Source organism: Hydrogenivirga sp. 128-5-R1-1 (assembly GCF_000171895.1).
In genome coordinates this window covers 176945-203185 of sequence record NZ_ABHJ01000005.1, presented here as the reverse complement: position 1 = coordinate 203185, position 26241 = coordinate 176945, and the positions used below count along the sequence as shown (strand labels likewise).

Here is a 26241-nt window from a genome sequence, read left to right as displayed (position 1 = left end):
TTTGGTTAGGGTCTTCATGGCTACTACCTCCTTAGTGGTTTGTCTCACGATGTTAATTATAATTAAACCTAATTAATTGTCAATAACAAAATGATACATTGACTAACATACAGATACGGGATAAAATTAAGGCATGGCAGAGGGAGAAAGAAGGCTCTTTACAGTAAAAGAGGCTTTAGAGTATTTAAGGATAAGCAGACCTACATTTTACCGCCTCATCAAGCAAGGCAAGATAAAACCCGTCAAAATAGGGAAAAGGACGCTCATAGATAAGAACGACCTTGACAGGCTCATAGAGGAGAGTAAGGAGAAGAGCTGATGGGCAGGGGAGCTATCAAAGAGAAGGTTAGGTTCTACACGGAGATGGTAAAGCTCGGGACGGTAGCTTCAATAACTGTAGGCGGAGGAGGAGTTAGCTTACTACTTAACCTGGACAGCGGGCTGAAAGCTATCCTTTTCTTACTGTCTATCTTGCTGGCTCTATCATCGGTAGCATTCACAGTTTCCTCATTCCTGAAGTCCCTTGACTATATGAGGGAACTTGAGAGATTAAATGAAGGAGGAGAATGATGTATGACGCTTTAGCGGTCGTTGGGGCTTTGGCTCTTGGTGCCATACTAATCTATATGTTCGTCGCCATGACCAAGGCTATCAAAGAAGAGGGAAAGCACGCATAGTTACTTATTACAGGGGCTAAAAGAATGAACCTTTATGAGGTAGTGGGCACTTTAGGCTTACTCGTAGTTGTAGCTCTTCTCATCTACATGGCATGGACTATAAAGAAGATGCCTGAAGAAGCGGAAAAGCACTAAGAGATAACATGTCTTATAACTCCTGTGAGTTAAGTAATCACTTCTGGCTTAAGTGGGAAGAGAGAAAAAAGTTTATGCTCAAGAAGGGCATAACACCTGAGACCATTAAGAAGTTTGCCCTCAACCCTGATATAGTTCTCCCCGATGACGTCTATCCTTCACGGGCATGGCATATAAAGCGGATAAGTGGTAGGTGTTTAAAGATTGTTGTGGAGCCTTCAGGGGATAAATTAATAGTCATCACAGCTTACTTTGACAGGACGCTTAAGAGGAAAGGGTTATGCGGATAAGGTACATACCCGAGACGGACACGCTTTTGATAAGGCTTAAAGATGAGCCTGTGGCTGAGAGTGAATATTTAGAAGGTAGAGGTATAGTGGTGGACTACAACGAGAAAGACGAAGTTGTGGGATACGAGATAATGGGATGGTCAAAACTCCAGAAGTCAAGCCAGGAGCTTGTCTTAGAGACTCAAACTCAAGATTAAGCCATGCCCAGAAAACCCAAGAAGAGAGGAAAGACAGCCTTAGGAGACAACCTCTACATCATACACGGCTCCCACTGGTTCCGCTTCACATACAGAGGCAAGACCTACACCAAGAGGCTGGGGAGGGTTAACGAGCTTCCCCTAACGAGCGCCAAACACATAGCAGGTAAGCTCAGAACCCAGATAATAGAAAACCAGTACCTTGAGAAGAAGGAAGTTCCCCTCTTTTCGGAGGTGGCCGAGAAATACTTTGAGTGGTATAAGACTGAGAGGGCAAATGCCTCCCGGAGGACGATAAGGGAGACAGAGAGGAGAGTTAAAAAGCTCGTGGAGGTCTTCGGGGATAAAACCCTTGACTACTTCTCTGAGTTCCTTATAGATAGCTATAAACAAGATAGGATTAAAGAAGGTGTCAAACCTTCAACAGTAAACAGGGAACTTAACATCCTCCGGGCTATCCTCCGCAAGGTTAAGGAGTGGGGTATGTACAGCGGAGACCTTCCCAGGATAAAGACCTACAAGGTGGACGATGAGAGAGTGAGGTATCTCTCCCCCGAGGAGCTTAAGGCTCTCATAGACGCATGTCCTGATTGGTTCAAGCCCGTTGTAAAGTTCGCCTGTTTAACGGGCTTAAGAGCCTCCGAGCTCTTCTCCCTTACGTGGGACATGGTAAACCTATCCGAGGGCTACATAACCGTTCCTGCAAAGTACAGCAAGACAAAGGAGACGAAGAGGATACCACTCCACCCCAAAGCCCTTGAGGTTTTAAGAGAAGTAAAGGCAAGGCAGGAAGAGAGGTGGATAGACTACGGATACGTTTTCACCAACAGGATGGGTAAGCCTTACAGCGTTGAAGGTCAGGGCTACAAGAGGGTTTTTAAAACTGCCTGTGAAAAAGCGGGGATAAGAGATTTCAGGTTTCACGACCTGAGGCATACCTTCGCCTCTTACCTTGTGATGTCAGGGGTAGACTTCTATACGGTTCAAGAACTCATGAGGCACAGCTCCCCGAGGATGACTAAGAGGTACGCCCACCTCTCACCCGAGCACATAAGGAAGGAACTGGAGAAGGTGGGGGAGGTCTTTTGAAAATGGAACCGATTTGTAACCTATTTTCAACATCAGGTTTTATTGTTTTATGAACTTATTGAGAAGCAAGCATTTTAGAATTTAGACCCTCGCCCTTACAAGGCGGAGGTCACGGGTTCGAGCCCCGTCCCGCCTATACCTTTACATCCTTAACCCAATCCCAGTTTTCCTCAAACCACCTGACGGTTTTCTCTATACCCTCTTCAAGGGAAACGGTCGGTTTCCAGCCTAAGAGCTTCTCCGACTTGGTTATGTCAGCCCAGGTGTCCTTCATATCCGCCTTGTGGAACTTTCCATACTCAATATTAGCCTTCCTGCCCGTAAACCTCTCTATCAGCTCTATCATGTATGAGAGCCTGTGGGGTCTGTTGTTACCGAGGTTTACTATTTCGTAACCTTTCAGGTCCAGAGCCCTCACCGTCCCCTCGGCTATGTCGTCCACGTAGGTGAAGTCTCTCTTCTGGGAGCCGTCCCCGTAAAGCTGTATGGGCTCTCCCTTCATTACCCAGTATGTAAACCTGAAGGGGCTCATGTCGGGTCTTCCCGCAGGACCGTAAACGGTGAAGTACCTGAGGATTGCAACGTCTATACCGTAGAGGTAGTGGTAGGTGTAACAAAGGGCTTCGGCGGACTTCTTTGAGGCAGCGTAGGGTGATATGGGTGTGTTCACGGGAAGGTCTTCCTTAAATGGCATGGGCTGTCCCGCATAGAGAGATGAGGTTGAAGCCTGAACGAACTTACTAACACCGTGCTCCTTAGCGAGCTCAAGGAGATTGAGAGTCCCCATGACGTTCGTGCTCACGTAAATGTGGGGGTTCTGTATGGAATACCTCACGCCCGCCCGGGCTGCCTCGTTTACCACGGCATCAAACCTTTCACCCTCAAATAGTTTACGGAGGGCTTCGTAATCCTCTATATCTATCCTGTGGAAGGTAAAACCTTCAAGCGATCTTAGTTTTTCAAGACGCCAGAGCTTTACCCTTGTGTCGTAGTAGTCGTTGACGTTGTCTATACCTATGACTCTGTGTCCTCTGCTTATGAGGTTTTCACAGACCTTCCAGCCAATAAAACCGGCACAACCCGTAACCAGAATATCCATGAGGGCTGTATTATAGCTTATAATCATTACCACGATGAATATGGTGAGGCTTCAGCTCATATACCCGGAGGAGCTCGTTAAAGAGCCTGTTCTCTGTATGGTCTGCAAGAACTTTGATGTTGTGCTGAACATAAGGACAGCCAAAGTTACACAAGATACGGGGATACTCACCGTTGAGATGGACGGCGAGGCGGAGGAGATAGAGAAGGCTATAAAGTTCATAGAGGAGAGGGGTGTCAGTGTCCAGCCCATAGAGGGTCAGATATTTATGGAGTGAAGTTTGCAACGATACCCGTGATGTAACCAGAACCCAGGTCTAACACACCGGGACTTCGAGAGTTCGTGTAGCTAACCATGGTCACCGAGCTCTGAGAGGTGTTCGGGTCGTAAAGGGATACCAGGAAGAACTCATCCGAGCCGTATATTGACGACGCCTCAAGGGTTGAGGGTATGTTCATTACCTGCTCCTTTGTAGCCGGATCCATGCTCGTTCCGTACCTGTAAAGGGTTCCGCCCACGCAGTTCACCCCCGAGTTGATGGGAGTGCACCCTTCAACGACGTACACCTTATCGGTGAATCTGGTCTGAACAGCATCAAGAGTTCCTTTCGTGGGGAAAGTAGTTGTATAAGGAAGGGTGGATCTGACGAACTTGCTTGATTGTATGCACCGCCCGTTCGCTATGTCCGAGTCAAGGACGTAGCAGAAGTCCGTATCACTGCCAAAAGCACCATCCCCAGAGAAGACGTTGAGAATGGGCTGGGCTGTCCCAAAGTCCACGGTCCCCGAGGAGGAACCGTCCTTGCTCACGTAAACAACACCGTTGGAAACGTCGTAGTAGCTGAGTATAACGTAGTTTGCAGTTGTCCCGAAGGCGTTAACTGTGGTTACAGTGACAGGTGGTACAGTCAGAGAAACGAAATTTTTGGTCGCCGGGTCAAGCTTGTATACGTTGATTAAGCGTGAGATCGTATCGATCGTATAGCAGTAAACCGTATAGGGGTCAAGGACGCACCCGTCAACAGCTGTATTTATAAGCGTAAACTGGTCGTTCTTGACGTCGTAGTAACCGAGGTATTTATTCGTTCCATCATCCACAACACCGTAGCTGAGTCCGTCCGCCCTTGAGAACCCGATGGGTGTAAGGAAGTTTGCACTTATACCCAGAAGGGTGCAGTTCATATCCAGATCACACTTAGTGAGCTGGTTGGCGGACACATCAACACCTATGAAGCCGGTTACAGCTCTGTTCGGTGAGTCGGAAAAGGTCATCACATCGGAGGAGGAGCTGGACGACAGGTAGGGCACGTTCGTGCTGACGAGACCCCTGTTGGTGTCCAGGAACAGGGTTGTGTCATCGCCAGTATTACACACGGTATCCGCTCCACCACCGACGATAAACACGTACGAGGTTGATATGTAAGGGTCTGTGAACTCCTTTATGTAACACACCACACTGCCAGCGTTTGCGAGAACCTTACCCGATGTGAAGTCAGGGTTGAAGGCGTCAAGCTTTATCAGGTTACCGCTTATGCTGTCGTGAACTATGTACCACCGCGGTAGGAAACCGCTGAAGGTCTGCAGGGTAGTATCGTAAGTCCCGTAGCCCCATACCAAAAAGGATGAGCTCAGTATGTCCATGCCTGCGGGCGAGCTCGTTTTAACTGCAGCCTGCGAACTTACGGGGGTGACTCTGCCTACCAAGGGTCCCGTCTGGGGGTTCTGGGAGGATATGAAGAGGTGGGGCTGTACCGGGTCTGTCTCCTGACCTGCTGAAGCGCTCAGGGAGAAGGTGTTCAGATCAAAGTTCATGCTCCAGGTTGACCTTGAGTAAAAGGTTTTGCTGTCCTTGGTGTCTATCTGTCCGTCTCCATTCGTGTCGTCCTGGGAGTCAATGACCCCATCAAGGTTGTAGTCACACCTATCGGGCTGGCTCTGGTCACAGCTGGCGTAGTCTTTGCTGTTGTACTCGTGAACCTTAATTAGGGACGCGCTCAGGTTCTGGATGCTCGCCTGTGTTTTTAGAGTGGTGTCGCCTTTAGCCTGTGACCTCACCGAGAGGGAAGCTATAGATACACCGTCGGGACAGCCTGTGGATAGCGGGTCGGTGAAGTTTTCGTCCCAGGCACACTCAAGCTGAAGGGACTTGCTCTTCACGAAGACCTCCCACAGGTATCCCGTGATGGAAGAACCGGAGGTCTTAACACCTATGTACTGGGAAAGGTCTTGACTTATGCTGAACACGCAGGACTTGAGGTTAGCTTCCCGTTTGTAGGTGCAGGGCACAGAGCCGACCAGCAGGGCATACCTCTCAACGCCACCGGAGGGTGCGAGCCCTATCCACCCCCTCGTGGAGCTCGGATAGGGAACAAACTCGCTTCCGAGGGATCCCTGGGTCTTGTCGGGACCCTCAAACTTTACATGGTAGTCAACCGTCGCGTAGCATATAGTCCCGTAGCCAGAACCGCAGTCGTAGAGGTTATCCCCAAAGAAGGATATCCTGTAGGAGCCGTAGCCACTCCCGACCGAGGGAGTCTGCAAGGGTGTTAGGGATATACCGGTGATGCTCTCTCCACCGCTCAGGTTTATGGGGCTGGTGAAAGTCCACTTAGCCCTCGGCATGGTCAGGCTGAGGCTGTTTGTGCCGGGTTTTAGGCTCAGGCTTGCGGAGGCGTAGTCCACCACGTTTCCTGTGCAGGTGCCCTGACCGGGTGAACCGTCGGTGCTCTTTATGGTGACGATAAGCTCGGAGCTGGTAAGTCCCGAGAAGGTCGCGTAGGGTGAGCTCGGCGTAAGTATAGCTGTAGACTTGAATGTGCCGTCCCGCGAGCTCAAGGTCAATTCAATACATGCGGTTCTGGGGTCTATGTACTGGGTTCTGAGTCCTCCTTGCGAAGGGAAGTTCACGCCCACACTCAGAGAGAACATCCCTCCGGAGTCGGAGGAGGAACACCCGCCGATCACCAGAGCCAGAGCTAAAAGACCCAGTGATTTCAACCTCATTGGACTACCACCCTCACGGACATAGGCTGATTCGGCGGCTTATCTCCGTAGGGTTCAGGGATTATCAGGAGTTTGGACGCCTTCAAAACCTGCCACTTTGAGTTCGGGAGCTTCAGCTTGTAGGATACGTCAACCTTCCCCTTCTCAACTACCACCTTGGTGTATCCGGGGAGGACGTAAACCCAGAAGACGGTGCCCTTTACCCCTATTATGGCGTGCTTCGTGTTCACCCTGAAGCCCTTGACACCCTTCTTTGATACAACTTCAAACTTCACAACACCCCTCTCTACGTTCACCTCCCTCAAGACTTTGTAGTCCAGAACTTTTAATCTTGAGAGCTCAAAGACCTCAACCCTTGAGCCGTCTACGAAGGAGACGAAGGCGTAGCTCTTGAACTTCGTCCTAAGTATGTCTCCGACGGAGAGTTTTCCTCCGGTCTTTCCTACCGGGACGCCCCTCAACTCTCCCGACCTGACCACATCAACCCTTCCGGAATATTTCTCCACCCTGCCCACCTCCTGGGAAAAACCCCCACGGAACAGGAGTAGCAGGGCTAACACAAGGAGCCACATCAGAAAACACCCCCCACAGAGGCGTAAACCTCATGCCTGCTGTAATCAAAGGGCTCAATGTTTGAGCTATTTCTCGTAAATATGTAGCTGAGCTCTCCGTATATACCTCTCCCAAACAGGTATCTGACGTAGGGGTTTGCGCTGATGAATATATCCCTCCTCTTCTTCCCATAGATAGAATGCTTCTCAGTAAAGCTATAGTAGGCGAGCCCTCCAGAAAAACCGAAGTTAAAGCTCTTCCAGTCGTAGTTAGCGTCCATGTAAGGATACAGGTAAGCGTTCCTCCAGTTCTTGCCTTCCGTGCTTTCGTATCCCATCCTCAGGACTAACTCTAACGCCGGTGTCCCGTAGGCGAAGTGATATTTACCCTCAGCGTACAGGTTAAATCCGTCTCTCTTGTCTTCTTTAGTTCCAAAGGATGTGTAGTCCTGAAGTCCTGCATTCGCGCTCAGGAGTAGCTGTCCAAACTGGTAACCCCCTCCCACGGAACCCACCGCACGGTAAAAATCTCCACCCAAGGTCGTGTAATCAATCCTCATGGGCAGGAAGAACCTTCCAAAGAGCCTCTTAAACCTGAGAGTTCCGATAAGGGTATTGAAGTCGCTGACCTCACTGTAGGCTGTATAGCTGAGGTCTAACCACAGCTTGTTCACACCGTCGTCCAGCCTGAGAACTCCGGAGGCACGGTATGCTGTGCTCTCTTTCTTGGATATGAAACCCTCCTGGGGAGCAACCGCCGGGTTGGTGTCGTAACCGAGAGCCAGAGAAAGTAAAGCCTGCACCTTGGGTAGGCTGCCTCTGAGGTTCTTCACGTATACGGACTCTTTCTCTCCGGACAGAGAAGCATTAAAGTAGAAGTCCGCCAGCTCCTTCAGACCAAGGTTATAGTAAGACATTCCCAAGAGAAAGTCCCTCTCTGGTGACTCCTCCAGCCCCTTCAAAAGTTCCAAAGCTCTTCTGAACTCACCCCTATCAAGGTAAAGGTTAGACAGGGTAATAAGTGCAAGCCTATCTGAGGGGTTCTCTTTGAGATACTCGTTGAGTAAGGGCTCTGCCTCCTGTAGCTTCCCCAAACCTACAAGCGCTCTCGCTCTATAGAGTTTCCATCTGTCATCACCCTCATTACGGAGCTGTTCCGAGAGTTCCAGTGCCTCCTCGTACTCACCCGCATCAAGGCGTTCCTGTATTTCTTTATAAACGTCGTCCTGGGCGAGTATTGCCGTGCTCAATAAGAGAAAGAGTGAAGATAAGATGAGGGTTTTTCCCATCCCTTTCCCCTCTTTTAAATATAATCCAAAAGTATTAATTCAAATTCAGATAGTTCCTGAGACTCTTTATCTCGTCCCTCAGCTTCGCCGCCTTTTCAAACTCCCAGTTCTTTGCAGCTTCCCACATCTCCTTCTCAAGCTTTTCAATACGTTTTATCAGGTCTTCCTCCGTCTTTATCCCCTTAGGAAGCTTCAGGGGTAGCTTCACGTAGTCAAGTTCCTCAAGGGCGAGTAACTCCTTTATGGGCTTAACTATGCTCTTCGGTGTTATTCCGTGCTCTTCGTTGTACTTCCTCTGCTTTTTCCTCCTCCTGTTGGTCTCCTCTATCGCCCTCTCCATAGATTTAGTTATTCTGTCCGCATAGAGTATAGCCTTGCCGTTCACGTTCCTCGCAGCCCTGCCTATGGTCTGTATCAGGGAGGTGTAGCTCCTAAGGAAGCCTTCCTTGTCAGCCTCAAGTATGGCGACGAGGGAAACCTCGGGGAGGTCAAGCCCTTCCCTGAGAAGGTTGACCCCGACGACCACGTGAACGCTTCCTTCCCTCAACTCCTTGACTATCCTCGCCCTCTCTATGGCGTCAAGCTCCGAGTGCATGTAGGTTGCCTTTATCTTCCTCTCCGTAAGGTAGTCCGCCACCTCCTCCGCAAGTCTCTTTGTTGTCGTAAGCACGAGCGCACGCTCGTCCCTCCTGACCCTCTCCTGTATCTCCCTTATGAGGTCTTCAAGCTGGTTTCTGGTAGGGCGCACCTCAACCTCCGGATCAACGAGACCTGTGGGACGGACTATCTGCTCCACAACTATGCCCTTGCTCCTCTCTATCTCCCAGTCGGAGGGGGTCGCTGAGACGTAAACGACCTGATTGAGCCTCTCAAGGAACTCCTCAAACTTCAGGGGTCTGTTGTCCAGTGCTGAGGGGAGCCTCCATCCGTACTCAACGAGCTTCTCCTTGCGGGATCGGTCTCCGTTGTACATAGCCCTTATCTGGGGGATGGTCATGTGGGACTCGTCCACCACGAGGAGGAAGTCCTCGGGGAAGTAATCCAGCAGTGTGAAGGGTGGTTCCCCGGGCTCCCTTCCGTCAAAGTATCTGGAGTAGTTCTCTATCCCCTTGCAGTGACCGAGCTCCCTTATCATCTCAAGGTCGTACATGGTTCTCTGGTAGAGCCGTTGAGCCTCTACCTGCTTGCCCTGCTTCTTGAACCAGTCCACCCTTTCCCTCAGGTCTCTCTCTATCTCCTCAAGGGCGCTCTCAACGGTGGGTCTGGGGGCTATGTAGTGGGACGCTGGGAAGAAGGAAACCTCCTCCAGCTCCTTTACATGATGTCTGTTGAGGGTGTCTATTACGGCTATCCTCTCCACCTCATCGTCCCAGAGCTCTATCCTCACGGTGTAGTCTTCAGCCTCAGAGGGTATGACTTCCAGAGCATCTCCCTTTACCGAGAAGGTAGCCCTCTTGTAGGCATAGTCGTTCCTCTCGTAGCCAAGCTCTACGAGCTTTCTCACGAACTTAGTAAGGTTGAGGTGAGCGCCTTTACTTACCCTTATCCTCATGTTCTCATAGTGTTCGGGAGAACCCAGACCGTATATGCAGGAAACGGAGGCGACTACTATGACGTCCCTCCTCTCTAAGACAGATATGGTCGCGGAGTGTCTGTACCTCTCAAGGACTTCGTTTATGCTCGCGTCCTTCTCTATGTAAAGGTCTTTCTCGGGTATGTAAGCCTCCGGCTGGTAGTAGTCGTAGTAAGAGATGAAGAACTCAACCGCGTTGTCGGGAAAGAGCTCCTTGAACTCCCTGTAAAGCTGGGCTGCGAGTATCTTGTTGTGCACGACCACGAGGGTAGGCTTCCCGTGCTTCTCTATCACGTTGGCTATGGTGTAGGTTTTGCCCGTTCCGGTAGCCCCGAGGAGAACCTGCTCCTTGACTCCTTTTTCAAGGTTGTCTAAAAGCTCCTCTATAGCCTTTGGCTGGTCTCCGGCAGGTTTGAGGTTGGTTTTTAAACAAAATGTGCTCTGGGAAGCTTTCATAGGAGATAAAGATATTCCCTGAATCCGGTTTCAGGTAGTTCATATTTTAGAAGCAGATGGCACCCCCAGCGGGATTTGAACCCGCGTTTCCGGCGTGAAAGGCCGGCGTCCTAGGCCAGGCTAGACGATGGGGGCAACCACCTAAGACAAGGAAGTATTATAAGTGCGGGGCTTCCTTGTGTCAAGCCTGTTAAAACTTGATTATACTATTGAGACTCATGGGCAAGTTAGAGCTGTCTGGTATTTTCAAGGCGGGGCAGAGTTACGACGTTATAACCAAGTACAAAGAAATTCCCGTAAAGGCTCACCTGAAGCTGAACTGGGTTGACGACGAGGGCAGGCTGCTGGGCTTTGACTGGGGAAGAACACACATGAAGGCTGCCTTCTCAACTTTAGACCCTGTATACGTGAAGCTGTCCTCCAAGGAGTACGCCCAGACTCAGGTTTTCAGCAATCTGGGGAAAGAGCTCGTCCTTACGGTTGAGAACTTCGTTGAGCCTCCCGAGTTCATACACAGGCGATCCGTCCGTGTAGAGCCCGACGAGAACAAGCCCGTAATAGTAGAGCTCAGCTTTGATGGCGTGAAATTTAACATACCTGCCAAGGACGTGAGTGAGACCGGCATAGGGTTGTCACTGAGCAGGGACGAAAACAGGGACTTCATAGAGTTCATTCAGGAAAAGGTGGAGGCTCTGAAGGAGGACGAGTATATAGAGTTCCCCCTAAGGATACACCTGCCCGACAACGGCACCGCAACCGGCAGGGGAAGGCTAAAGAACGTAGTAGGTTTGGGTAAGGATGTTTACGTCAGGCTGGGCTTTGAAGTGGACTTTCCGCGGGAGGAGATCACGAAGATAAGGAAGTACGTCATAGGCAGGCAGAAGGAGATAATACAGTCCCTGAGGTTCGTTAAATGAGTCTTACCCTCAGGATAGCGCTGAGGTACCTCCTTTCAGTCAAGGGCAGTACCCTCCTGATAACTTTCATATCCTTCTTTGGCGTTTTCCTCAGCGTGGGTGCTATACTCCTGACGCTCGGAGTTTTCACTGGATTTCAGGACTCCCTGAAGGAAAAGATTCTATCAACCGCACCCCACGTGATAGTGAGCGTTGTAGGGGACGCCGATCTGAAAGAGATTAGGAAAGACGTTGAGAGGGTTAAGGGTGTAAAGGAAACGCTCCCCTTCATACTTTACAGTGCCATACTCGGTAAGGAGGAAAGGCTTCAGCCCGTAACCGTCAAGGCTGTGGACTTCGGTGAGAAAGCCTTCAAGAGGCTCGTGGGGAGCCATCTCGTCAAGGGAGACCTGAAGGGTCTCGTTGTGGGTAAGGGAATTGCGGACGTGCTCGGAGTTTCTGCCGGGGACACAGCCGTCCTGGTGTTTCCCATGGGAATAAGGACGCCGACCGGCTTTATCCCCAAGACCAGAGAGGTGGTCATAGGGGGTGTATTTCACACGGGTGCCTACGACAGGGACTTCGTCATAGTCTTCATGGAGAGGAGGGAGGCTAAGAGGTTCTTCAGGAGGGGTTTCAAGTTTGAGGGCTTGGAGATTTACCTTGAAGACCCCTACAGAGCCCAGGAGGTTAAGGAGAGGATAGAGAAGGCGGTAAACAACGAGCTCATTCTCGTCCGATCGTGGATTGACCTGAACAAGCCCCTCTTTAACGCTCTTCAGTTAGAGAAGCTCGCCCTGTTCCTCATACTCCTGCTAATGGTGCTCGTGGCTTCCTTCAACATAACGAGCCTGCTCTTCGTGAAGTCAAAGGAAAAGATAAGGGATATAGCCGTCTTAAAGACCTTCGGTATGAAGAGCGGGGGGATACTTCGGATATTCGTAGCCGTCGGTCTGACCATAGGCTTCGTGGGTGCCCTCTTGGGCATAACGGCTTCATTCGTGCTCGCCTACTTCATAAACGAGTACAGGCTCATAAGGGTTCCGGAGGAGGTTTACATGATGAGCCACATACCCGTTCACATAAAGCCCTTAGACCTCGTGGCGACCTTCCTCGGCACACTGCTGCTCTCCTTCGTATCTTCCCTGATACCAGCCCTTAGGGCGTCACGGGAGAACATAGTCAATATACTGAGGAACGAGTGATGGAAGTTATAAGGGTTGAGAACGCCTGGAAGGTTTATCCCGACGGAACGCGCGCTCTCAAAGGTGTGAGTCTGGAGGTGAACAGGGGAGATTTCATAGGCGTTATGGGTCCTTCGGGTTCAGGGAAGAGCACGCTCCTGCATCTGATGGGAGGTCTTGATAAACCGAGCGAAGGCGAGGTCTATCTATTCAAGAAACCTTTAAGCCCCATGAGGGAGGACGAGCTCGCCGAGTTCAGGAAGAGGCGGGTTGCCTACATATTCCAGTTCTACTATCTCCTTGAGGACTTCAGCGTCCTTGAAAACCTGACACTCATAGCCCAGATGCTCGGCATAGAGAGCCCGGAGGACAAGGCTCTGAAGATACTTGAGTTCCTCAGGCTGTCCCACAGGTTGGAACACAAGCCCTACCAACTTTCGGGGGGCGAGCAGCAGAGGGTAGCGATAGGGAGAGCCCTGATAAGCGAGCCGGCAGTTATCCTCGCCGACGAGCCGACTGGAAATATAGACTGGGAGGAAGGAAGGAGGATATTTGAGCTCTTCAGGAAGTTGAACGAGGAGGAGGGTATAACCTTCGTCGTGGCTACCCACAACCCAGACCTGAAGCCCTTCTTCCACCGCATAGTCAATCTGAAGGACGGCGAGATGCTCTGATAAGCTTTATTAGGAGAACCTCAAGCTCAAGCTGGAGCGTGGTGTTGGCTTTGAAGACGTGGTTATCGCAATCAACGAGGGCAGGACACTTGACATACTTGAGCACCCAGACAGAGAAAGGTATCCCAACCAGAGGTTGCTCATAGTAGAGATAGGCGGATATGCATACGTAGTTCCCTTTGAAGTAAGGAAAAGCGTTATAAGGTTTATCACCATCTTCCTCAGCAGGAAGATGACCAAGAAGTATTTAGGAGGTGATAGAAATGGCAAAACTTGACAAGTTTGAACAGCAAATAGAGGAGGAACTTGAAAGGGGTGAGTGGAATAGGGCTAAAGACTACGACAGTCTGGAGGAAGCCCTGAAGGAGGGAGCAAAGTCCGTTTTAAAGAAAAGACCGATAAGCATACGCCTGAGCGAAAGGAACATAATGCTCCTCAAGAGAAAGAGCCTTGAAACGGGTGTGCCTTATCAAACACTTATAGCGACCCTTGTGAGACAGTATGTAGAAGGCAAGACAAAAGTAGAACTGTAAATGTGGATTAAAGAAACTGGGCTTTCCTTTCCACCGTATCTTTGAGCTAATCTATTTAGCCGTCGTTCTAAACGAGCCCTTTCTCTGCCAGATACCTCTCACACTCAAGGGCTGCCATACAGCCGAAGGCTGAGGCGGTTATAGCCTGCCTGTACTTGTGGTCGTGGACGTCCCCCGCGGCGAATACGCCCTCCACGGAGGTCTTCACATGGTCGTGAACCTTTATGTATCCGTGGGAGTCAAGGGTGAGCTGTCCCACAAAGACATCGGTGTTCGGCTCGTGCCCTATTGCTATGAAGACGCCGTCGCACCTTATCTCCGAGAGCTCCTTCGTCTTCACGTTCTTAATTAGGACTCCCGTGACCCTTCCCTCGTTCACATCGTAGATGTCCTCAACCACGCTGTCCCAGACGAAGTTTATCTTTGGGTTCTCAAAGGCTCTCTCCTGCATTATCTTTGACGCCCTGAGCTTGTCCCTTCTGTGTATGACCGTAACGCTCTTAGCGTGGTGGGTAAGGTGCAGAGCCTCTTCCATAGCCGAATCCCCGCCACCCACAACGACCACGTCCCTGTCCTTGTAAAAGGCTCCGTCGCAGACCGCACAGTAGGAGACCCCCTTACCCATGAGCATAGCTTCGGACTCAAGCCCGAGCATACGGGGTCTCGCTCCGGTGGCGACTATAACGCTCTCGGCTGCGTACTCCTCTCCTCCAGCCCACACCCGAAAGGGTCTGCTCTTGAAGTCAACCTTTATAACGTTCTCATAGACTATCCTCGTGCCGAACTTCTCAGCCTGCTGTCTGAACTTCTCCATCAGCTCGGGTCCCTGAATGCCCTCGGGAAAGCCGGGGTAGTTCTCAACCTCCGAGGTCATCATGAGCTGTCCGCCGAACATGTGCCCCGCAAAGAGCAGTGGGTTCAGCTTTGCCCTCGCTGTGTATATCGCCGCTGTGAGCCCGGCGCAGGCTCCGCCGATTATTATCACCTTCTCTACATCTCCCATTGCTTTCCTCCCTATACCACCACGGTTGTGTTCTTACCCTTTCTCTTAGCCTCGTAGAGGGCTTCGTCGGCGCGTGCCATCATGCTGTCTATGTCGTCGCCCTCCCTGTAGGTGGTAGCTCCGAAGGAAGCGGTGACCCTGCCGACCCTGCTGAACTCCGTCTCCTCAACCTTCCTCCTCAGCTTCTCCGCTACCATGTAAGGTTTGTCGTTGAAGGGAAGCAGGGCGAGGAATTCTTCGCCTCCCCACCTGCCGAACACGTCCGTCCTCCTCAGGCTTCCCTTTACGAGCTTTGCAAAGGTCTTCAGAACCCTGTCCCCCGTCTGATGCCCGAACTGGTCGTTCACATACTTGAAGTTGTCAAGGTCTATAAGTATCACGGAGAAGGGGATTCCGTACCTGCGGGCAGAGTGGAGGTACTTCTCAAAGAACATAAGGAGCGCCCTCCTGTTGTATACGCCTGTGAGCTGGTCGTGGGTTGCGAGGGTGTGGAGCTTCCTCTCCCTTGCCTTCTCCTTGGTTATGTCTATCAGGGTAACAAGGGTGCTCTCCTCACCTCTGTAGGTTATAACCGACGATACTATCTTCACCCACTTGGTCTTCCCGCCCTTTGTTAGAAACCTCACGCTGTAAGAGAAGGGCTTTCGCTCCCCCTTGATCCTCCTCTGGATATTTTTGATAACTATGTGCTTGTCCTTGGGGTGAATAAGGATGAGTGGGTCTTTCAGGGACTCAAGCTCCTCCTCGCTGTAGCCTGTGATCTCAGACACAGCCCTGTTCGCGTATATAATGCTGTTGTTCTTGAAGTTGAAGAGAATGACCCCGTTGGGGTTGCTCTCGGCGAGCTTACGGAACAGCTCCTCCTGCTCGTGCTTCTCGGTTATATCTATCAGGTAGCCGTAGTAGTGGGTTATGTCTCTGTCCCTGCCGAATATGGGCACCGTGTGGTCAAGAACCCACTTCACCTTGCCGTCCCTGGTCAGTATCCTGTAATCCTCGTGAGTCCAAGAGCTAACACCCTGCTCCGAGTACCTCTTTACTTCCTCCGCGACCCTCGGCAGGTCTTCGGGGTGAACGAGCTCGGGGTAAGACACCTTACCCGTGAGGAACTCCTCCGCAGAGTAGCCGAACAGGTTTACGACGTTCGGAGACACGAACTTGACAGGCCACCCTTCGCTGTTCTCCCAGAGGAAGAAGACCACGGGACCGGAAGACATGACGAGCTCCGGCTTTGCCACTGCCAGCTCTGGAGACTTGACCACATCGGAGAGGTCAATGTGCAGCTCTATGTAAGCCTTTTCTTCCTTTACGGGCTGCGTGAGGACGTAAAAGTACTTGTTGCCCTCTCTCGTTCTGTGGACGTGTATAGTCCCCTGAGGGGATGTATCCTCCGAGTTCAGTAGAAACATGGGACATGGATGTCCGTCCTCGGCGCTGCACGGTCTATCAAAGCCGTGGGAGAGAGCGTAGCAGGTGCCTACACCGTCTCCGTAGAGCTCGCGTGCCCTTTTGTTTACGAACAGGAGTCCGAAGTTCTCATCAACGACGAGAACGGGCACGGGCACGAGGTCAAGGTAAGAGTAATCCATCAGTTAATAATTTAACTAATTTCACGCCCTAAGTCCCCTTCCGTAAGGGGGTACAGGGCATCGCCCATAAAGGCGTTGGCGAATATAATAATTGGAGGGAGCTATGTCCAGAACCAGGGAAGAGATTAAATTCTTACTGACCTACAAATTCAGAGCTTATCCGTCAGTTCTACTGGAATACAAAATGGAAAACTGGCTCTACATTCTTTGCAACCTCTACAACCATGCCCTTGAGGAAAGGAAAAGAGCATGGAAAGAGGAAAAGAAAACCATCACATACTCTCACCAGCAGAATTCTCTACCTGAACTAAAGCGGAAAGACCCATTTCTAAAACTCGTCCATTCTCAAGTCCTTCAGGACTGCCTGAGAAGAGTGGATAACGCATTCCAGAAGTTCTTCAGAAAAGAAGCCAAGTATCCTAAGAAAAAGAAGCTCTCCAGATACAACTCCTTCACTTTCCCACAAGTGTGGATGAAGCAAAAGGACAAACTCACAGGAGACCCAAAGCTTACAGAAGTTATCAAGCTTGAAAGAAAAAATGGCAGGTTTGTATATCTTCATCTTCCCAAGCTTGGAAAACTCAAGATAAGACTACACAAACAGATAGACTGGACGAGAGCGAAAACGGTTACCATCAAGAGAGAGCCATCGGGAAAGTGGTATGTATGCATAACCGTAGAGGTAGAGCTTGAGGAGATACTGAGAGAAGCTCAGGAAAGAGTAGTAGGGATAGACCTCGGAGTAAAGAACCTTGCCACCACCTCAGAGGGAGAGTTCATACAGCACCCAAAGTTCCTACAAAAACTTGAGAAAAGACTCAAAAGAGAGCAGAAAAAGCTCTCAAGGAAGAAGAAGGGGTCAACCAACTGGGAGAAGCAGAAGGAAAGATTAGCTAAAATTCACGAGAGGATAAGGAATGCGAGGAGAGATTTCTTACACAAGCTATCAAGATACCTTGTAGACAGTTACGACCACATAAGCTTTGAGAACCTGAACATAAAGGAGCTTGTTCAAAATATCAGTTTAGCAAAGCTAATACTTGATGCAGGATGGGGGACACTTATCACCTTTGCCACCTATAAGGCTGTAATGGCAGGGGCAAGGGTGGTGAGGGTTGACCCATCTTACACAACTCAGGACTGCTCTGTATGTGGGTTCAGAGTTCCAAAGACTTTAGCTGAAAGGTTGCATGAATGCCCTGAATGCGGGGCAGTAATGGACAGGGATTACAATGCGAGTCTGAACATACTAAGGAAAGGTCTCGCCCACCTGACGGGCGGTAGGGTCGGAGCGACCCGAACTTACGCCTGTGGAGAGGGCTCTGGCGGGGCACCTTCACAAGAAGGTGTTAGCCATCCCTCGTTGAAGCAGGAATCCCCACGCGGGTCTCCCGGGTGAGAGTAATCTCTACCGGAAGCTCTGCCCGTAAAGGCGGAGAGGTTCACCTCTGGAAAACCCTCGGGGGCGTTATTGGTTTTTCTTCAACTTCCTCAGCTCACCCTCAAGAACTCTGTTGCGCTCCTCGCACTTGCCCAGCCGATAGCTCAGCTCCGCTATCTGGGAGACTATCGCCTCTATCCTGCCCACGAGCTCGTTCAGGGAAGCCATTACTTCCCTGTTGTTCCTGTGGTTTTCAAAGTAGAGCCTGAGAGCCTCCTTGATTATCTGGGTCTCCTTCTTTCCGAGCTCCTCCCTAAGGGTCTTGAGAACTTCCAAGGTGTTGTCGTCAAATACGTACGTCTTCTTTTGCAAACTGCACCATCCTGCCTATGAATATAGGTAAGTCCTGTAAAAGTTCATGACAAAGAGCAGGTTAACTTTGCTGTAAAAATCTGTATATTGTTATCTTAACGGTGATTGACAGGATAGCTAAGCTCCTCCGCCTTGACGAGGAGAAGGTAAGGGAGAGACTCAGGTACATAAACCTGAGCGAGGAGGACAGGAGGCTTCTTAAAGCTCTGGCTGAAAAGCTTGACGAAGAGAGCGTTGAGGAGATATTTGACGACTTCTACGAACACCTCCTCAACTTTGAAGAGCCGAGGAGGATAATAGAGCGCAAGGACATAAAACCTCTGAAGGAGAAGCAGGTCAGTCACCTCCTTGAGCTCCTTAAAGAGGACTACGACCTTGAGTACGCCCTGAGGAGGCTCAACGTGGGTCTGGCACACGAGAGGGAAGGGGTTGACTCTGTCTACTACACAGGAGCCTTCGCGAAATGGATTGAGCTGGTTGTAAAGCTTATAAAGGACAAAGTTCCCCCGGAAGACCTCGTTCCCACCCTCTTAGCTCTCTTCAAGGCAGTGATATTTGACATAACCCTATCGCTGGACGCCTACTACTACTCAAGGATACTCAAGAGCGGGGAGAAGAAGTATCAGACTATACTGGACGCCGTCAACGACGGCGTGGTTATAGTGAACCTTGAGAGTAAGAGGATAGTTGACATAAACAGGAAGATGGAGGAACTCCTCGGGCTGGAAGAGAAAGACGTGGTGGGAAGGGAGATATTCTGGCTCTACCCCAGAGAGCTTGAGGACACTATGAGGCACAGGTGCAAGCTCTACATAGAGAAGGGTGAGGGTGTTTCGGGCATCTTTTACATAGAGAACAAGTCAAGTGGGGAGTGGATACCCGTTGAGTTGAGCCTCGGAAGGTACGAGTTTGACGAGAGCGACTACGCGGTGGTCGTGTTCAGGGACATAAGGGAAAGATTAAAGCACGAGGAGACCATGAGGAAACTCAGCAGGCTTTACGAAGCCCTGAGCGCCGTAAACACGCTTATAACCACCGTGAAAGACACGGACTACCTCTTCAAAACGGTGGCCGACATACTGAGGAACAAGGGAGGGTTCAAGTACGCGGGCGTGTTCACCGCAAACGGCAAGGAGGAGACCCTTCACGAAGAGGGTGAGTTCGGTAGCATGGAGGTCTCAGCCTGCATACCCATAGGTGAGTTTGATGGCAAGCACCATTACATAGTAGTTGCCAAGTACGGAGACGAGGCGTTTACCGAGGACGAGGCTGAGCTCCTCAGGGAGATAGCCCACGACGTATCCTTTGGTATAAGGAAGGTTTCTTCGGAGGAGAGGATATCCTACCTCACCCTGAACGACCCTCTGACCGGTCTGCCAAACAGAACCAACTTCATCAACAGGCTGAACGAGGCACTGAGCAGGGCTAAAGCCCACGGGGACGAAGTGGGACTTCTGCTGATAGACATAGACCACTTCAAGGAGCTGAACGAGGCTCTGGGACACACCGTAGGGGACGAGGTGCTGAAGGAGGTGGCGAGGAGGATAAGGGAGGTCGTTAGGTCTTCGGACTTCCTTGCCAGGGTAGGAGGGGACGAGTTCGGGGTGATAGTGAACTCGGAGGAAGCCCGGAACGCCATAGATAAGCTGATAAAGCGGATACTTAAACAGTTCAGTAAACCCATACCCGTAAACGGGCACAGCGTCTTCATAACGCTGTCCTTCGGGGGCTCCATATTTCCACAGGACGTTGACAACTCGGAGATACTCTTCTCAAACGCTATGGCGTCCGTTGAGAAGGCGAAGGAGCTCGGTGGGAACCGCCTCGTAATGTTCTCCCGGGGAGTCTCAAAGGCGACGGAGGAGAAGATAAAGGTGAGAACGAACCTCAGATACGCCCTTGAGAGGGGAGAGTTCAGGCTCTTCTACCAGCCCAAGGTTGACCTCAAAACGGGCACCGTCGTGGGGGCGGAGGCTCTCCTGAGGTGGCTCAGGACGGGAGAGGTTGTACCTCCGGGCAAGTTCATACCCATACTTGAAGAGGGAGAGCTGATACACAGGGTAGGCGAGTGGGTGATAGAGGAGGCTCTGAAGCAGAGCGAGAGGTGGAAAGAGGCAGGCTTGAGCGTACCCATAGCGGTTAACCTCTCTCCCCTGCAGTTGAAGGTTCCCTCCTTTGCAGAACAGTTCCTTACGACAATTGAGACCTGCGACTGTGACTTCTGCAACATAGAGATTGAGATCACGGAGTCCGCTGTGATGGAGGACGTGGCTCTGTCCGTAGAACTTATAAAAGCCCTCAAGGAGAAGGGTATAAAGACCTACATAGACGACTTCGGGACGGGACACTCCTCCCTCGCTTACCTTAAAAAGCTACCCGTTCACGGGCTCAAGATAGACATGGAGTTTATAAGGGACATACCCGAAGACAAGGAAGACCTTGAGATAGTGAAGGCGTCCGTTCTACTCGCCCACACCTTTGGCATGATCGCCGTCGCCGAGGGAGTGGAGAAGGAGGAGCAGAGAAAAGTCCTCAGGGAGCTCGGCTGTGATCAAGCGCAGGGATACCTCTTCTTACCGCCCGTCCCGCCGGAGGAGTTTGAGAGATACCTTGAGGACAAGCCCTTCAGGAAATTGACTTGAGTATCTTCTCAAGCACCTGCAGGTTTATGGGCTTCACTATGTAAAGCGTCCCACCCGACATAAAAGCCTTCCTCTTGTCCTCCTCGGAGTTGAGGGTAGTTATAAACACAACAGGGGTGAACCTGTATTCGTCAAGCTTCCTCAGCTTCCTGACGAACTCAAAGCCGTCCATCACGGGCATGTTTATGTCGGAGAGCACGAGGTCGTACTTCTTCTTCATCGCCATCTCAAGGGCTTCAAGCCCGTTCTCAGCGGTGTCCACCTCGTAACCGAAGTTCCTGAGAAGGGAGGAGTGATATATCCTTATGGTCAGGGAGTCGTCAACCACGAGAGCCTTCTTGCCGTTACCACTCATCTTCTTCCTCCTCAACCGCTTTCCTGTAAAGTATCGTCCCCTCTATCTTGACGGGCTCAAACAACGACGAAGAGCGCGACACGCTCTCCGCATGCCCCAGGAAGAGGTATCCCCCGTCAGCCATTATGTCGTAGAGGTTGTTTATAGCCTGCATGCGCGCCCTGTCGTCAAAGTATATCAGAAGGTTCTTACAGAATACGTAATGGAAAGTCCCGAGTCCCTTCATGAAGAGCCTGTCAAGGATGTTGCCCTCGTAGAACCTCACCCTCCTCCTGAGTATCTCCTTGACCCTCCACCTGCCGTCCGGAGTCTCGTCAAAGTACTTCTCCAGATACTCAGAGGGCAGCTTTGAAACGCTCCTCTTACCGTATATACCTTCCTTCGCACGCTCAAGGGCGTTCCTGTCTATATCAACACCCACCACCTCAAACTTGAGGGGGTTCTCAAGCACCTCGTTCAGGACTATCGCTATGCTGTAAGGCTCTTCCCCCGTTGAACAGGGTATACTCAGAACCTTAACGGGGTAGCCGAAATTCTCCGTCTGGACGAGTCTGGCTAAAGCCTTCAGGTGGTAATACTCCCTGTAAAAGTAGGTCTCGTTGACCGTTATCTTGGAGATGAAGTCCTTGAGAACGTTCTTGTCCACCTTTAGCCTGTATATGTATTCCTTAAGGGAGCTTATGCCGAGCTCCTCCATATGTTCCTTAACCCTGTTTTCCACGAAGTACTTCTTCTTCTCGTCAAAGACTATCCCCGTGTTCTTGTATATGAGGTCGGTGAGTATGTCGTAGTAGAGCTTCGTGAACACCCTATTCCTGACCTCCGAATATTTCCATGTCTTTCTGTATGTCGCTCTCCATACCGACAGCCCTCGCGTTCTCAAGAGCCTCGTCGTATACGCTCCTGTCCCCGAGGAAGATGAGCATCTTGTAAACCCAGTGCTTCTCCATCGGGTCTGATAGCTCTGAGAGCTTCTCCCTCAGGGGCGCCACGAGCCTTTCATCCTTTATCTCGCCGTATATGACGGTGCTGGCAAGGGTAGTGAGCCCGTACATATCCTTTATTTTAGGGATAACCCTCACGAGAAGCTCAACAACCCTGTCCTTGAAGTCAGAGAAGTTTCTCAGGTACTCAAGGGCGGACATGCTCACGTTGGGGTTTTCGTCCTCAAGGAGGGGGGCGAGCTCTTCAAGTGCCCTCTCACTCCCCACGAGGGCGAGTATGTCAAGGGCGAACTTCTTCATGTTGTAGTCCTCATTCTCTATGAGCCTCTCCCTGACGACGTCTAAGCACAGGTCTCCCCTGCTGGCGAGTATGTCTATGGCGGACTGCCTCAGCTTGGGCTCCGGGTGTTCAAAGAGGCTTATGACCTCCTCACAGACCACCTTTGGATCTCCCCTGAAGGAGATGAGTAGGGACTTCCCCGCCTCCAGAACCGCCTTGCTCTTCTTGGCGATCAGAGCCTTAACCACAGCCCTGACCACCTCCGGGTCTGAAAACTCCTCAAGGGCTTCTATGGCTTCCCTAACCTCCCTCTTATCCTCCGACTCAAGCTTCTTAAGAAGTTCCTCCTTCATACCCTACCTCCAGAACGCTCCTTTATCCTGCGAATGTGCCTCTTTATAGCCGATGCTATCCTGTAAGCGGGGAGTATCTCCATGGCGGCACCTATCTCCTTGGCTGCGGCAGGCATCCCGTAAACCACCGCCGTCTCCTCGGACTCGGCTATCGTTATGCAACCCCTCTGCTTCATCTTCAGAAGTCCTTCCGCTCCGTCCCTGCCTATCCCCGTCAGGAGGACACCCACCGCGTTGGGGCAGTAAACCTCAGCCACGGAGTCAAAGAGGACGTCAACGGAGGGGTAGTATATGTAGCTGTCGTCCTTGAATAGCTTTATCTTCTTGTCGGGAGTAACCTTCATGTGCCATCCGCCGGGAGCGAGGTAGCCGTGCCCACCGAGAACCGCCTGCCCGTGGGAGGCGTGAAAGAAGTCTATAGGGGTATACTCCGACAACCTCTTGGCAAGGGATGGGGTGAACTGGGGAGGCATGTGTTGAACCACGAGGTAGGCTGTCTCCTCGTCAACCTCGCAGTCCTGGAGTATGTCTATGAGGGTTGCGGGTCCCCCCGTTGATATGCCTATAGCCACTATGTACTCGGCAAGTCCCCTCTTTGTAGGCTGGAAGGAGGTCTTCAACGCCCTCGGAGAGGGCTTCCTGCTTGAAATTCTGTGGCGCGCCCTGTAGGCTTCCTTCACCTTGGCAACTATCTCCTCAGCTACCTTGTGTATGTCAAGGGATATGGTGCCCGAGGGCTTGGGAACGTAATCAAAGGCTCCCAGGTCTAAAAGCTCCATGGTTATGGGGGCTTCGTCTGTGGTCAGAGAGGAAACTATCACCACCGGCAGGGGGTTGGTCTCCATAATCAGCTTGAGGGCTTCCTTGCCGTCCATCACGGGCATGTTTATGTCAAGGGTGACCACATCGGGCTTGAGCTGAGCCACCTTGTCAAGGGCTTCCTTGCCGTTCCTCGCCGTGTCCACGACCTCTATCTGGGGGTCGCTCTCAAGTATCTCTCTGAGCGCCTTCCTCATGAAGGCAGAGTCATCTACAACGAGAACCTTTATCTTTTTCATGTTACTTTCACCTCACAGAACCTACTTAAGGACTTCAAGTATGTAAACTATGCTCCCATCACCAAGTATGGTGATGCCGCTTATGTCCTCCGATGTGACCAGCGACGAGGGCAGGGGCTTGACCACTGTGTCTATTGTACTCAGGACTTCGTCAACCACAACGCCCCTCGTGAGGGCGTTGTCTATCAGGAGGGTTACGGTGCCGTTGGCTGTGCTCTGAATACCGAGCCTCTCGTTCACGAAGTCCAGCTCAAGAACCTTATCCCTGTGGTACACTACCTTAAGCCCCTTCAGGCTCTTTATGTCCTTCCTTCCTATCTTCAGCACCTCTCCAACGTCCTCCGCAGGAACACCGAAGGTAACATCACCTATGCGCACGAGTAGGATCTTCCTTATAGCCAGGGTCAGGGGTAGCAGGAGCTTTACGGTGGTTCCCATAGCCTTCTGGGTCTGGAGGCTCACCTCTCCCCCGAACTCACGTATGGTACTCGCCACCACATCCATGCCAACGCCCCTGCCAGAGAGCTCGGTAGCCTGCTCCTTGGTGGAAAATCCGGGCTGGAATATTATCTGGAGTATCTCCTCCTCGCTCATGTGGGATAGCTCCTCCTCCGTGTACAGACCCTTTTCAATAGCCTTCTGCCTCACCTTCTCAACGTCTATCCCTCTTCCGTCGTCCGAGACCTCTATGACCACGTTGCCTCCCTCCTGGAAGGCTCTTATCCTTATGTGTCCCTCTATGGGCTTTCCGAGGGCTTCCCTCTCCTCGGGGGTCTCTATGCCGTGGTCTATCGCGTTCCTTATAAGGTGTATCATCGGCTCGGCTATCTTTTCAACTATAACCTTATCCAGCTTGGTGTCTCCGCCCTCTATCTCCAGCTTGACCTTCTTCCCGAGGGTGCGGGAGAGGTCTCTGACCAGCTTGGGGAAGCGCTCAAAGAGAGTTGAGACGGGTATCATCCTCATCTCAAGGACAGTCCTCTGTAAGCTATCCATCAGACTCCTGAACCTGTGTATGTTATCCTTGAGCTCCTTCGCAGCCTCCGGAACTCCGTAAGTCCTCTGGAGTTTGGAAGCGAACAGGTATATCCACTCCTTAAAGACGGAGAGCTCTCCCACTATGTCCATGAGGTCTCTGACCATGCTCTCCTCAATCTTCAGGTAGCTGGTGCGTGTGACGTACTTTGAGGCGTCAAAGGACTTCTTGTCCTCCCTCTTCTCCTCCTTCTTCACTTCCTTGCTCTTTTCCTCAACAAGCTTCTGGAGGTCGTTTGCAAGCTCCTCAAGGTTCTGACAGAACTCTTTAAAGTCAACGTTCCCAAAGGCGTTCTGGAGCTCCTTTATCTTCTTGTTCAGCTCCTCAAAGCCGAGCTCCTTGGTGAGCTTGTGGAGAGTCAGAAGGGAACGTCTGAAGAAGTCCTCCTCTTCCTCGTTGAGCTCCTCCTTGGAGCAGAGTTCCCTGTAAACCGGTATGTACTGGGAAGCCACGTTCAGAAGTGCGGACACATCGGCGGGTAGCCCTTCGCCCTGTTTGAGCTCCTCCTTCTTCTCAGTGCTGCTGCCGAGCTCCTCAAGAAGTTCAAAGACGTCCTCGGCGTCCTCCTCCTTCCCCTCCGAGAAGGCTAAAAAGAGGTCGTCCAGCCTGTCAACGAGCTCCTGAAGGATCTCAACCTGTCTGTCCGTTAATCCTATACCCGAGTCTCTCGCCTTCTGAAGGACGGTCTCAGCCTTGTGGGTTATCTCGTGTATGTACTTCAGGTTGGGTTCTTCCCTGTAGGAGATTATTAAGCCCGTATTACCCTTAAGGGTGTGGAAGCTCCTGAAAACCTCGTTTATAAGCTCCACGCTTCCGGGGTTTTCAGCAAGCTCCTCAAGGGTTCCCCTGAGCCTTGAGAGTATCTCCTCCGTTTCAAGCTTGTAGTTCTCAAGGAGAGCCTGGGGTATCTCTCCCTCTTCCTTTTTAGTTTCTTCCTTCTTCTCCGCGCTCTCCTCTCCCTCAAGGACTTCAACCTCAACGCCGTCTTCAAGGATAAACTCAAGGAGCTCAAGGACTTCCTCCTTAGTCCTGTCGGTTTCAAGTATCACGTCCGCCTCAAAGACGTGCTCATCGGTGGGCTCCTCGTCGGGCGCGGGTATGTTCTCCCTTATTATCTTGACCTCGGTTTCACCAAGCTCCTTGAGGTCTTCTATGTAAAACCTCGGGTCTATCGCCCTCTCAAAGACGCTCTTGCCGAGCCTGAACTTTATGAGGAACTTCATCTCACCACCCTCTTAACCACCTTCACGAGGTCTTCGGGTTTGAAGGGCTTCACTATCCACCCGGTAGCTCCGAGAGACTTAGCCTGCTCCTTCTTGCGCGCCTCCGTCTCCGTGGTGAGCATGAGTACGGGAGTCCTCTTGTTGTTCGCTCTGAACTCCCTGAGGAAGGTCAGACCGTCCATCACGGGCATGTTTATGTCGCTTATAACTATGTCGTAGGTGTTTCTCTTGGTGAGCTCAAGGGCTTCCTGTCCGTTCTCGGCGGTGTCCACGGTGAAACCTTCCGCTTCAAGGGCTATCTTAACGAGATTTCTCATCGTGGCCGAGTCATCAACGGCGAGCGCTCTCTTCATGGCTCCA

27 protein-coding genes and 1 tRNA gene are annotated in these 26241 nt (G+C 51.3%); 13 read left to right on the top strand and 15 right to left on the bottom strand.

Features of this window, described 5'->3' with window-relative positions:
• The first annotated feature begins 133 nt into the window (after positions 1-133).
• The 5 genes from HG1285_RS10710 (at position 134) to HG1285_RS10730 (ending at position 2388) form a co-directional block, all read left to right on the top strand.
• A complete protein-coding gene (locus tag HG1285_RS10710) occupies positions 134-319 on the top strand; it encodes a helix-turn-helix domain-containing protein (RefSeq protein ID WP_008287176.1) in 186 nt (61 codons plus the stop codon).
• Entirely contained in the window at positions 319-570 is a 252-nt protein-coding gene (locus tag HG1285_RS10715) for a hypothetical protein (protein ID WP_008287174.1), read from the top strand. Before HG1285_RS10710 ends, HG1285_RS10715 begins: the two co-directional genes overlap by 1 nt.
• A 250-nt stretch (positions 571-820) precedes the next feature.
• Entirely contained in the window at positions 821-1102 is a 282-nt protein-coding gene (locus HG1285_RS10720; protein ID WP_008287171.1) for a DUF4258 domain-containing protein, read from the top strand.
• Positions 1093-1299 (top strand): DUF2283 domain-containing protein, encoded by a 207-nt coding sequence (locus HG1285_RS10725; RefSeq protein ID WP_008287170.1) that lies wholly within the window; start codon positions 1093-1095, stop codon positions 1297-1299. The genes HG1285_RS10720 and HG1285_RS10725 overlap by 10 nt, the downstream gene beginning before the upstream one ends.
• A 3-nt stretch (positions 1300-1302) precedes the next feature.
• A complete protein-coding gene (locus HG1285_RS10730; protein ID WP_008287169.1) occupies positions 1303-2388 on the top strand; it encodes a site-specific integrase in 1086 nt (361 codons plus the stop codon).
• 133 nt (positions 2389-2521) lie between these two features.
• On the opposite strand, the gene HG1285_RS10735 is transcribed toward HG1285_RS10730, so the two are convergent.
• Entirely contained in the window at positions 2522-3487 is a 966-nt protein-coding gene (locus HG1285_RS10735; RefSeq protein WP_032496581.1) for a GDP-mannose 4,6-dehydratase, read from the bottom strand.
• 34 nt (positions 3488-3521) lie between these two features.
• Between HG1285_RS10735 and HG1285_RS10740 the strand changes: the two genes are divergently transcribed.
• Positions 3522-3764 (top strand): NIL domain-containing protein, encoded by a 243-nt coding sequence (locus tag HG1285_RS10740; RefSeq protein ID WP_032496534.1) that lies wholly within the window; start codon positions 3522-3524, stop codon positions 3762-3764.
• On the opposite strand, the gene HG1285_RS17325 is transcribed toward HG1285_RS10740, so the two are convergent.
• The 5 genes from HG1285_RS17325 to HG1285_RS10760 form a co-directional block, all read right to left on the bottom strand.
• Entirely contained in the window at positions 3754-6489 is a 2736-nt protein-coding gene (locus tag HG1285_RS17325; protein WP_032496532.1) for a hypothetical protein, read from the bottom strand. The two genes, HG1285_RS10740 and HG1285_RS17325, sit on opposite strands and share 11 nt — an antisense overlap.
• Positions 6486-7061 carry a FecR family protein gene (locus HG1285_RS10745; RefSeq protein WP_008287165.1) on the bottom strand — a complete coding sequence of 192 codons (576 nt, stop codon included), beginning with the start codon at positions 7059-7061 and terminating at the stop codon, positions 6486-6488. Before HG1285_RS10745 ends, HG1285_RS17325 begins: the two co-directional genes overlap by 4 nt.
• Positions 7061-8329 (bottom strand): tetratricopeptide repeat protein, encoded by a 1269-nt coding sequence (locus HG1285_RS10750; protein WP_008287164.1) that lies wholly within the window; start codon positions 8327-8329, stop codon positions 7061-7063. Before HG1285_RS10750 ends, HG1285_RS10745 begins: the two co-directional genes overlap by 1 nt.
• A gap of 34 nt (positions 8330-8363) precedes the next feature.
• Positions 8364-10358 (bottom strand): excinuclease ABC subunit UvrB, encoded by a 1995-nt coding sequence (gene uvrB, locus HG1285_RS10755; RefSeq protein ID WP_008287163.1) that lies wholly within the window; start codon positions 10356-10358, stop codon positions 8364-8366.
• A 57-nt stretch (positions 10359-10415) separates the two neighbouring features.
• Positions 10416-10493 (bottom strand) — tRNA-Glu (locus HG1285_RS10760).
• 83 nt (positions 10494-10576) lie between these two features.
• On the opposite strand from HG1285_RS10760, the gene HG1285_RS10765 reads away from it, so the two are divergent.
• Genes HG1285_RS10765 through HG1285_RS10785 form a run of 5 tightly spaced genes read left to right on the top strand, consistent with a single transcriptional unit; the run spans position 10577 to position 13645 of the window.
• Positions 10577-11275: a hypothetical protein gene (locus HG1285_RS10765; RefSeq protein ID WP_008287162.1), complete on the top strand. Its 699-nt coding sequence runs from the start codon at positions 10577-10579 to the stop codon at positions 11273-11275.
• Positions 11272-12459 (top strand): ABC transporter permease, encoded by a 1188-nt coding sequence (locus HG1285_RS10770; RefSeq protein ID WP_008287161.1) that lies wholly within the window; start codon positions 11272-11274, stop codon positions 12457-12459. Before HG1285_RS10765 ends, HG1285_RS10770 begins: the two co-directional genes overlap by 4 nt.
• Positions 12459-13112, top strand: coding sequence for an ABC transporter ATP-binding protein (locus HG1285_RS10775; RefSeq protein ID WP_008287160.1), 654 nt, complete (start codon positions 12459-12461; stop codon positions 13110-13112). Before HG1285_RS10770 ends, HG1285_RS10775 begins: the two co-directional genes overlap by 1 nt.
• Positions 13113-13170: 58 nt before the next feature.
• Positions 13171-13389 carry a hypothetical protein gene (locus HG1285_RS10780; protein WP_008287159.1) on the top strand — a complete coding sequence of 73 codons (219 nt, stop codon included), beginning with the start codon at positions 13171-13173 and terminating at the stop codon, positions 13387-13389.
• Entirely contained in the window at positions 13376-13645 is a 270-nt protein-coding gene (locus HG1285_RS10785) for a hypothetical protein (protein ID WP_008287158.1), read from the top strand. Before HG1285_RS10780 ends, HG1285_RS10785 begins: the two co-directional genes overlap by 14 nt.
• A gap of 67 nt (positions 13646-13712) precedes the next feature.
• On the opposite strand, the gene trxB is transcribed toward HG1285_RS10785, so the two are convergent.
• Both trxB and HG1285_RS10795 read right to left on the bottom strand, forming a co-directional pair.
• Positions 13713-14648: a thioredoxin-disulfide reductase gene (gene trxB, locus HG1285_RS10790; RefSeq protein WP_008287157.1), complete on the bottom strand. Its 936-nt coding sequence runs from the start codon at positions 14646-14648 to the stop codon at positions 13713-13715.
• Positions 14649-14659: 11 nt separating this feature from the next.
• A complete protein-coding gene (locus tag HG1285_RS10795) occupies positions 14660-16237 on the bottom strand; it encodes a diguanylate cyclase (protein WP_008287156.1) in 1578 nt (525 codons plus the stop codon).
• A gap of 103 nt (positions 16238-16340) precedes the next feature.
• On the opposite strand from HG1285_RS10795, the gene HG1285_RS10800 reads away from it, so the two are divergent.
• A complete protein-coding gene (locus HG1285_RS10800; protein WP_008287155.1) occupies positions 16341-17636 on the top strand; it encodes an RNA-guided endonuclease TnpB family protein in 1296 nt (431 codons plus the stop codon).
• A gap of 69 nt (positions 17637-17705) precedes the next feature.
• On the opposite strand, the gene HG1285_RS10805 is transcribed toward HG1285_RS10800, so the two are convergent.
• Positions 17706-17990 carry a hypothetical protein gene (locus tag HG1285_RS10805; protein ID WP_008287154.1) on the bottom strand — a complete coding sequence of 95 codons (285 nt, stop codon included), beginning with the start codon at positions 17988-17990 and terminating at the stop codon, positions 17706-17708.
• A 101-nt stretch (positions 17991-18091) separates the two neighbouring features.
• Between HG1285_RS10805 and HG1285_RS18730 the strand changes: the two genes are divergently transcribed.
• On the top strand, positions 18092-20632 hold the full coding sequence (locus HG1285_RS18730; protein ID WP_008287153.1) for an EAL domain-containing protein: 2541 nt from the start codon (positions 18092-18094) through the stop codon (positions 20630-20632).
• On the opposite strand, the gene HG1285_RS10810 is transcribed toward HG1285_RS18730, so the two are convergent.
• The 6 genes from HG1285_RS10810 to HG1285_RS10830 are packed head-to-tail and all read right to left on the bottom strand — an operon-like array spanning position 20616 to position 26234.
• Entirely contained in the window at positions 20616-20987 is a 372-nt protein-coding gene (locus tag HG1285_RS10810) for a response regulator (protein WP_008287152.1), read from the bottom strand. The genes HG1285_RS18730 and HG1285_RS10810 overlap by 17 nt on opposite strands.
• A complete protein-coding gene (locus HG1285_RS10815) occupies positions 20977-21795 on the bottom strand; it encodes a protein-glutamate O-methyltransferase CheR (RefSeq protein ID WP_008287151.1) in 819 nt (272 codons plus the stop codon). Before HG1285_RS10815 ends, HG1285_RS10810 begins: the two co-directional genes overlap by 11 nt.
• 1 nt (position 21796) lies before the next feature.
• Complete coding sequence (locus HG1285_RS10820; RefSeq protein ID WP_008287150.1) at positions 21797-22564, bottom strand: HEAT repeat domain-containing protein; 768 nt, start codon at positions 22562-22564, stop codon at positions 21797-21799.
• Positions 22561-23622 (bottom strand): chemotaxis response regulator protein-glutamate methylesterase, encoded by a 1062-nt coding sequence (locus HG1285_RS10825; protein ID WP_008287149.1) that lies wholly within the window; start codon positions 23620-23622, stop codon positions 22561-22563. Before HG1285_RS10825 ends, HG1285_RS10820 begins: the two co-directional genes overlap by 4 nt.
• Before the next feature lie 21 nt (positions 23623-23643).
• Positions 23644-25881, bottom strand: a complete 2238-nt coding sequence (locus HG1285_RS18725) for a chemotaxis protein CheA (protein WP_008287148.1) — start codon at positions 25879-25881, stop codon at positions 23644-23646.
• Positions 25878-26234, bottom strand: a complete 357-nt coding sequence (locus HG1285_RS10830; RefSeq protein WP_008287147.1) for a response regulator — start codon at positions 26232-26234, stop codon at positions 25878-25880. Before HG1285_RS10830 ends, HG1285_RS18725 begins: the two co-directional genes overlap by 4 nt.
• Between the last annotated feature and the right edge of the window lie 7 nt (positions 26235-26241).

What these genes read in the sequence shown, in the direction of transcription:
- HG1285_RS10740 (WP_032496534.1), top strand. Translation starts at nt 3,522, where the DNA reads ATGAATATGGTGAGGCTTCAGCTCATATACCCGGAGGAGCTCGTTAAA.
- HG1285_RS10775 (WP_008287160.1), top strand. Translation starts at nt 12,459, where the DNA reads ATGGAAGTTATAAGGGTTGAGAACGCCTGGAAGGTTTATCCCGACGGA.
- HG1285_RS18725 (WP_008287148.1), bottom strand. Translation starts at nt 25,881, where the DNA reads ATGAAGTTCCTCATAAAGTTCAGGCTCGGCAAGAGCGTCTTTGAGAGG.
- HG1285_RS17325 (WP_032496532.1), bottom strand. Translation starts at nt 6,489, where the DNA reads ATGAGGTTGAAATCACTGGGTCTTTTAGCTCTGGCTCTGGTGATCGGC.
- HG1285_RS10830 (WP_008287147.1), bottom strand. Translation starts at nt 26,234, where the DNA reads ATGAAGAGAGCGCTCGCCGTTGATGACTCGGCCACGATGAGAAATCTC.
- HG1285_RS10765 (WP_008287162.1), top strand. Translation starts at nt 10,577, where the DNA reads ATGGGCAAGTTAGAGCTGTCTGGTATTTTCAAGGCGGGGCAGAGTTAC.
- uvrB (WP_008287163.1), bottom strand. Translation starts at nt 10,358, where the DNA reads ATGAAAGCTTCCCAGAGCACATTTTGTTTAAAAACCAACCTCAAACCT.
- HG1285_RS10820 (WP_008287150.1), bottom strand. Translation starts at nt 22,564, where the DNA reads ATGAAGGAGGAACTTCTTAAGAAGCTTGAGTCGGAGGATAAGAGGGAG.
- HG1285_RS10745 (WP_008287165.1), bottom strand. Translation starts at nt 7,061, where the DNA reads ATGTGGCTCCTTGTGTTAGCCCTGCTACTCCTGTTCCGTGGGGGTTTT.
- HG1285_RS10800 (WP_008287155.1), top strand. Translation starts at nt 16,341, where the DNA reads ATGTCCAGAACCAGGGAAGAGATTAAATTCTTACTGACCTACAAATTC.
- HG1285_RS10750 (WP_008287164.1), bottom strand. Translation starts at nt 8,329, where the DNA reads ATGGGAAAAACCCTCATCTTATCTTCACTCTTTCTCTTATTGAGCACG.
- HG1285_RS10770 (WP_008287161.1), top strand. Translation starts at nt 11,272, where the DNA reads ATGAGTCTTACCCTCAGGATAGCGCTGAGGTACCTCCTTTCAGTCAAG.
- HG1285_RS10715 (WP_008287174.1), top strand. Translation starts at nt 319, where the DNA reads ATGGGCAGGGGAGCTATCAAAGAGAAGGTTAGGTTCTACACGGAGATG.
- HG1285_RS10710 (WP_008287176.1), top strand. Translation starts at nt 134, where the DNA reads ATGGCAGAGGGAGAAAGAAGGCTCTTTACAGTAAAAGAGGCTTTAGAG.
- HG1285_RS10825 (WP_008287149.1), bottom strand. Translation starts at nt 23,622, where the DNA reads ATGAAAAAGATAAAGGTTCTCGTTGTAGATGACTCTGCCTTCATGAGG.
- HG1285_RS10735 (WP_032496581.1), bottom strand. Translation starts at nt 3,487, where the DNA reads ATGGATATTCTGGTTACGGGTTGTGCCGGTTTTATTGGCTGGAAGGTC.
- HG1285_RS10810 (WP_008287152.1), bottom strand. Translation starts at nt 20,987, where the DNA reads ATGAGTGGTAACGGCAAGAAGGCTCTCGTGGTTGACGACTCCCTGACC.
- HG1285_RS10725 (WP_008287170.1), top strand. Translation starts at nt 1,093, where the DNA reads ATGCGGATAAGGTACATACCCGAGACGGACACGCTTTTGATAAGGCTT.
- HG1285_RS10785 (WP_008287158.1), top strand. Translation starts at nt 13,376, where the DNA reads ATGGCAAAACTTGACAAGTTTGAACAGCAAATAGAGGAGGAACTTGAA.
- HG1285_RS10720 (WP_008287171.1), top strand. Translation starts at nt 821, where the DNA reads ATGTCTTATAACTCCTGTGAGTTAAGTAATCACTTCTGGCTTAAGTGG.
- trxB (WP_008287157.1), bottom strand. Translation starts at nt 14,648, where the DNA reads ATGGGAGATGTAGAGAAGGTGATAATAATCGGCGGAGCCTGCGCCGGG.
- HG1285_RS10795 (WP_008287156.1), bottom strand. Translation starts at nt 16,237, where the DNA reads ATGGATTACTCTTACCTTGACCTCGTGCCCGTGCCCGTTCTCGTCGTT.
- HG1285_RS10730 (WP_008287169.1), top strand. Translation starts at nt 1,303, where the DNA reads ATGCCCAGAAAACCCAAGAAGAGAGGAAAGACAGCCTTAGGAGACAAC.